Genomic DNA, 5739 nt, shown 5'->3' with positions numbered 1-5739 from the left:
GCCGCCAGCCGCCGGGCCCGCGGCTCCCGCCGCGCCGGCCCCGGCGGCCGCGCCGCCGCTCGCCCTCCGATCCTTCGGGCCCTTCGAAGCCCTCGAACCACCGCATGAAGCCCACCTCCACGGTCGAACAACCATTTGGTCACCCACCGTAGCCGCCGTCACTGACAGTCGATCTCTCGCGGGCGAGCCGGGCGAGGAAGCGCAGCGGTTCCGGGTCGTCCACGGCGCCCAGATTGGCCGCGCGGTCCAGCTCGACGCCCTGGAAGAGCCGCTTGACCGGCACCTCCAGGCGCTTGCCGGTGCGGGTGTGCGGCACGCCGGGGATCTGGAGGATCTCGTCCGGCAGATGACGCGGCGACAGCCGTTCGCGGATGGTCGCGGCGATCCGCTCGCGCAGCGCGTCGTCCAGCACAGCGCCGTCGGCCAGGGCCACGAACAGCGGCATCCAGTAGCCGCCGTCGGGCCGTTCCACGCCGATCACCAGGCACTCGCTGACCTCGGGCAGCAGCTCGACGGCCTCGTAGATGTCGGCCGAACCCATGCGCACGCCCTGCCGGTTGAGCGTGGAGTCGGAGCGGCCGTGGATGATCACCCCGCCGTGCGAGGTGTGGGTGATCCAGTCGCCGTGCCGCCAGACGCCCGGGTACATGTCGAAGTAGCTCTCGCGGTACCGGCTGCCGTCGGGATCGTTCCAGAACGAGACCGGCATCGAGGGCATCGGGGTGCCGACGACCAGCTCCCCCACCTCGTCGATCAGCGGGGTGCCGTCGGCGTCCCAGGCCGCCAGGTCGGTGCCGAGGCAGGGCGCCTGAAGCTCCCCGACGTACACGGGCAGCGTCGGAACGCCGCCGGCGAAGCAGCTGCACACGTCGGTTCCACCGCTGACCGAGGCGATCCACAGGTCGGCGCCGGCCTCCTCGTGCAGCCAGCGGAATCCGTCGGGCGGCAGCGGCGATCCGGTGGTGGCGACGCAGCGGGTCGCGCTCAGGTCCAGGTCGCGCGCGGGGTGCACGTCCTTCTTGGCGCAGGCGGTGACATAGGCGGCCGAGGTGCCGAAGACGGTGGCCCGGACGCGTTCGGCCACCCGCCACTGGACGTCGGGCGTGGGCTGGGCCGGGGCGCCGTCGTAGAGCACCGCCGTGGTGCCGGTCAGCAGGCTGGAGGCGAGGAAGTTCCACATCATCCAGCCGGTCGAGGTGTACCAGAACAGGCGGTCGCCGGGGCCGAGGTCGAGGTGGAGGCCCAGCTGCTTGAGGTGCTCCAGCAGGATGCCGCCCTGGGACTGGACGATCGCCTTGGGCAGGCCCGTGGTGCCGGAGGAGTACAGCACCCACAGCGGGTGGTCGAACGGGACCCGCGCGAAGACCGGTTCGGTGGCGTCGGCGGTGACCTCGTCCCAGGTCAGCGCGCCCTCGGGCGGCTCGGTGCCGAGCAGCGGGACGTGCACGACGGCGCGCAGCGTGGGCAGCCCGGCGCGCAGTTCGGCGACGGTGTCGGCGCGCGCGTGCTCCCGGCCGGCGAAGCGGTAGCCGTCGACCGCGAACAGCACGGTGGGCTCGACCTGTTGGAAGCGGTCCAGCACGGCGCGCGCGCCGAAGTCGGGGGCGCACGAGGTCCACACCGCGCCCACCGCCGCGCTGGCCAGCAGCGCCACCACGGCCTCGGGAACGTTGGGGAGGTAGCCGCACACACGGTCACCGGGGCGCACGCCCTGCGCACGCAGCCAGGCGGCGAGCGCCCCGACCGTGCGCCGGAGTTCGGACCAGGAGATCGGGCGGGGCGTCAGGTCCTCGCCCAGGGCCAGCAGGGCCGGCCGCTCGGCCGCCTCGGCGTCGTCGGGGCCCGTTCCGGCCGGGCCGCGCAGCGCGTGCTCCGCGTAGTTGAGGGTGGCGCCGGGGAACCAGCGGGCGCCCGGCATCCTCGGGTCGGGCAGCACGGCCGTGGGCTCGGCGGTGAACCGCACGTCGAAGAAGTCGGTGACGGCCCGCCAGAACGCCTCCAGGTCGGTGACCGACCAGCGGTGCAGCGCCGCGTAGTCGGCCTCCGGGCCGTCGCCCCTGGGCGGCGGGGCGCCGTGGCGCTCGGCCGCGACGGCGTGGAAGCGGGTGATCCGGGCTGCGGCGACCCGCGCGGGGTCGGGGCGCCACAGCGGCTGGTCGATGCGGTCTTCGATGCTCATGGGCGGCTCCGGTTAGCGACGGCACTGGCGCTGGGTACCGGGACGATCTCAGCTCGGCCCGGTGGGCACCAGTGTGGCGGGCACCCGAATGCCCGGCCAACGCCCCTGCCGGGTTTCCGGTCGGCCGGCGCCCTGGTAGGCGTGGGGGGTGGGCTTCCCTCGACGGCCGGCCCGCGCGGTGACGGCCGTGTTGGCGACCGGGGCGCTGGCCGCCCTGGCGGGATCGGTCGCGCCGGCGCGCGCGCCGGAGGAGACGGAGCGCGCGCCGGCGGGCTTCGTGGCGCTGCGCGAGGTGGCGCCCGGGATCGAGCAGGACATCCGGTACGCCGGCGACCACAACTTCGTGGGCGAGCGGATCGACGGCTACGAGGAGCCCGAGTGTCTGCTGGCCGAGGAGTCCGCGCGCGCCCTGACCCGGGTCGAACGCGACCTGGCGCGGGACGGCCTGGGCCTGCGGGTCTTCGACTGCTACCGGCCGCAGCGCGCCGTCGACCACTTCCTGCGCTGGGCGGAGGACCCCGGGGCGACCGAGGAGCGGGAGGAGTTCTACCCCAGGGTGCCCAAGGACCGGCTGTTCGACGAGGGTTACCTCGCCGAGCGCTCCGGGCACAGCCGGGGTGGCACGGTGGACCTGACGCTGGTGGACGACGAGGGGCGGGCGGTGGACATGGGCACGGGGTTCGACTTCTTCGACCCCGCCTCGCACCCCGGCTCCCCCGAGCCCGACGCCGAGCAGCGGCGGGCCAGGGAACGGCTGCGCTCCGCGATGGCCGCGCGGGGCTTCACGCCGATCGACACCGAGTGGTGGCACTTCACCCACGACGAGGAGCCGTTCCCCGACCGGCACTTCGACTTCCCCGTCGAACGCGCGGCGCTGCGCGGGGAGTAGCCCCACCGTGCCCGCCGCGCGGCCGGCCCGTCAGCCGTACAGCGCCAGGCGCTGGAACGCGGTCAGGGCCTCGTCGATGGGGTGGGGCCCGGGGCGGCCGGAGGCGTCGAGGCGGTTCCAGCGTTGCAGGTTCACCGCGAGGGCCAGCTGCCGCGCGCCGTCGGCGCGGGTCATGGCCAGCGTTCCCCCGCCCCAGACCGTGCCGCCGTGGCCCCAGAACGTGTCCCGGCCCGGCGCCTCGGTGGGGTGCAGGCCGAGGCCGTAGTCGATGAGCCCGCCCTCCTGGGAGACGACGGGAACGGTGCGCCGCATCTGCTCCAGCGAGGACGGGGCGACGATCTCGCCGGCCGTCAGCAGGGCGAAGAAGCGGTTGAGGTCGGCGACGGTGGAGACCAGCGCGGCGGCCGGGCCGACCCAGGACATGTCGAAGACGCTGTAGTCGCGCGGCGGGTCGAGCCTGCCGAACCACGCCTCGTAGAGCCGCGCGTGCGGCCCGTCGACGGTCGGGGTGGTGGGGAACGCGGTGTTCGCCAGGCCGGCGGGCTCGATGACGTTCCGGGTGACGCACCGCTCGACGGTGGCGCCGGTGACATGGGCGAGGAGTTCGCCGAGCAGCAGGTAGTTGGTGTTGGAGTACACCCCGGGGGTGCCGCCCGGGGTGCCGACGGCGGGCGCGGCGACGCCCAGCTCGATGAGTTCGGTCGCGTGGAAGCGGGTGAACCGGTGCTCCTCCAGGCTCTCGGGTCCGGTGTCGGCGATGACGGGGAACGCCTTGAGCGACGGGTAGGCGTGGGGCAGGTACTCGGCGAGGCCGCTGGTGTGGTTGAGCAGCGTCCGGACGGTGATGGCGCGGCCGCGCTCCCCCGGGACCAGCTTCGGGAGGTAGCGGCCTATCGGCGCGTCCAGGTCGATCCGGCCGCGCTCGACCTCAAGGAACACGGCGGCGGCGGTGAAGGTCTTGGTGACGCTGCCGACGCGGTGCCGCAGGTCGGGGGTGACGGGGCGGCCGGTGGCGAGGTCGGCCACGCCGGCGGCGCCGCGCCAGGTCCGCTCGCCGTCGCGCACCTCGGCGAACAGGCCGGGGATGCCGGCGCGTTGGACGTTCTCCAGGGCTGCGGTCAGCTTCTCGGGATCGAGCGTGGAAGTCATGCCCCTCATTATGCACACGGTGCGTGCAACGCAAAGTGCAGGGCAGCGCGCATGGGCTGGGCCGAGGCCGGCGAGGGCGAACACGGGAGGTGGTGGGATGGCGGGTCGCAGGCGTTGGTCGACCGAGAAGATCCTGGACACGGCGGCCGAGGTGCCGCGCACGGGCGATGTCGACTCGTTCAGCGTGCGGCGGCTGGCGCAGGTCCTGGGACCCGACTCCTCCGGCCTCTACCGGCGCTTCCGCGGCAGGACGGAGCTGCCGCGGGCGGTCGCCGACCGGGTGCTCGGGGCGGCCCTGGACGGCTACCGGCGCGAGGGCGACCGGAAGCAGCGCATCACCGCGCTGGCGCCGCGGGTGCGCGGGGCCTTCGGGCAGCAGCCCCAACTCGCCACGGCGTGGGGGCGTCACGCGTCGGGCGGCGCCGGTTCCCGGCGGGTGACGGAGGAGATCCTCGCCGCGCGTCTCGCGGGGATCGAGGCCGCGATCCCCCGCGCGTGGTCCACGCGCGCGCGTGCCGCGAGGGGCCGCGACGGTGACGGCGGCGTCCCGGAGCCACCCCCGTCGGTCCCGGAAGCCGCCGTCACGTGTATTCGGACGCCACTCATGCGACCTTGGTTCGCCTGGTCCCCCGCTTTGTCACCCGTTCGCGACATTCCCGCCGGGCGCCGTCGAAACCGGTGGGTGCGGGGGTGGCTTCGGGGCCCGGCCCGGGAGCGCGGTCGACGGCCGCCGTCAGGGGCGGCGCGGCGGGGTGGCGAGCAGCGGGCCCAACCGCTTGACGAGCAGGGCCATTTCGTAGGCGACCTGCCCCACCTCGGCCTCCGCCTCGGTGAGCACCGCCAGGGCGCTGCCCGAGCCGGCCGCCGTCACCAGCAGGAACGCGTCGTCCAGCTCGACGAGCGTCTGCCGGGCGGTGCCGGTGTCGAAGTGCTGGCCAACGCCGCGCGCCAGGCTGTGGAACCCGGAGGCCACGGCGGCCAGTTGGTCGCTGTCGACCCGTCCCAGGGCGCGGGAGGTGCCTCTGGCCAGGCCGTCGGCGGTCAGCAGCAGGGCGTGGCGGATGCCGGGGACCCGCTCGACCAGCTCGTCGAGCAGCGGATCGACGGTCTCGGCCGCCGGGGGGCCCTTCCGCTCGGCGGGGCCGGGGGTCGTCGGCTCGGGTTCGGTCATGCGTCCTGCCTTCGGGGTCTGGCGCTTACTGCTTCAGGGGTTCGAGGGATTCGGGGAGTGCGAGGGGTTGTGTGGCGCGTGCGCGGGGCGCGCGGGAGTCGGCGGATGCGCGGGGCGCGCGGGGGTCTCCTGGTTCGGGCCCGGTGGGGCCTCGCCGCGCGCCGGCTCCTCCGTCTGCTCCCGGCCACGTCGCCAACCGCGTTGCAGCGCGGCCAACTTGCTGCGCAGCTCCTCCGCGTCCAGCTCGGGCGCCGGCTCAGGCTCCGGGTGGCCGGCCGGGCCGCCGGCGGCTGAGCGTTCGGGCGCTGGGGCCGTGCGGCGCACGCGCCGGGGCAGGCCGGCGCCGGTCAG

5 protein-coding genes and 1 pseudogene are annotated in these 5739 nt (G+C 74.9%); 2 read left to right on the top strand and 4 right to left on the bottom strand.

Features of this window, described 5'->3' with window-relative positions; genetic code table 11:
- Window positions 1–139 precede the first annotated feature (139 nt).
- A complete protein-coding gene (locus EBN88_RS28035; RefSeq protein WP_122399835.1) occupies window positions 140–2179 on the bottom strand; it encodes an acetoacetate--CoA ligase in 2040 nt (679 codons plus the stop codon).
- A gap of 148 nt (window positions 2180–2327) precedes the next feature.
- On the opposite strand from EBN88_RS28035, the gene EBN88_RS28030 reads away from it, so the two are divergent.
- The gene (locus EBN88_RS28030) at window positions 2328–3068 is read left to right on the top strand and encodes a M15 family metallopeptidase (protein ID WP_233581054.1); all 741 of its coding nucleotides are present in this window, start codon (window positions 2328–2330) and stop codon (window positions 3066–3068) included.
- 30 nt (window positions 3069–3098) lie between these two features.
- Here the strand turns inward: EBN88_RS28030 and EBN88_RS28025 are convergent, their stop codons facing one another.
- A complete protein-coding gene (locus EBN88_RS28025; RefSeq protein WP_122399833.1) occupies window positions 3099–4217 on the bottom strand; it encodes a serine hydrolase domain-containing protein in 1119 nt (372 codons plus the stop codon).
- A gap of 97 nt (window positions 4218–4314) precedes the next feature.
- Here EBN88_RS28025 and EBN88_RS32225 point away from each other — a divergent pair.
- Window positions 4315–4692, top strand: a pseudogene (locus tag EBN88_RS32225) (TetR/AcrR family transcriptional regulator); the annotation flags it as partial.
- A gap of 258 nt (window positions 4693–4950) precedes the next feature.
- Here the strand turns inward: EBN88_RS32225 and EBN88_RS28015 are convergent.
- Complete coding sequence (locus tag EBN88_RS28015) at window positions 4951–5388, bottom strand: roadblock/LC7 domain-containing protein (protein WP_122399832.1); 438 nt, start codon at window positions 5386–5388, stop codon at window positions 4951–4953.
- Window positions 5389–5421: 33 nt separating this feature from the next.
- On the bottom strand, window positions 5422–5739 hold a 318-nt coding region (locus EBN88_RS32220; RefSeq protein ID WP_233581052.1), incomplete at its 5' end, for a hypothetical protein.

It is taken from the genome of Streptomyces triticirhizae (assembly GCF_003696235.1).
Taxonomy (GTDB): domain Bacteria; phylum Actinomycetota; class Actinomycetes; order Streptomycetales; family Streptomycetaceae; genus Streptomyces; species Streptomyces triticirhizae.
Note: the sequence above shows the minus strand (reverse complement) of the source record. Positions and strands in the feature narration are given on the sequence as shown.

What these genes read in the sequence shown, in the direction of transcription:
- EBN88_RS28035 (WP_122399835.1), bottom strand. Translation starts at nt 2,179, where the DNA reads ATGAGCATCGAAGACCGCATCGACCAGCCGCTGTGGCGCCCCGACCCC.
- EBN88_RS28025 (WP_122399833.1), bottom strand. Translation starts at nt 4,217, where the DNA reads ATGACTTCCACGCTCGATCCCGAGAAGCTGACCGCAGCCCTGGAGAAC.
- EBN88_RS28015 (WP_122399832.1), bottom strand. Translation starts at nt 5,388, where the DNA reads ATGACCGAACCCGAGCCGACGACCCCCGGCCCCGCCGAGCGGAAGGGC.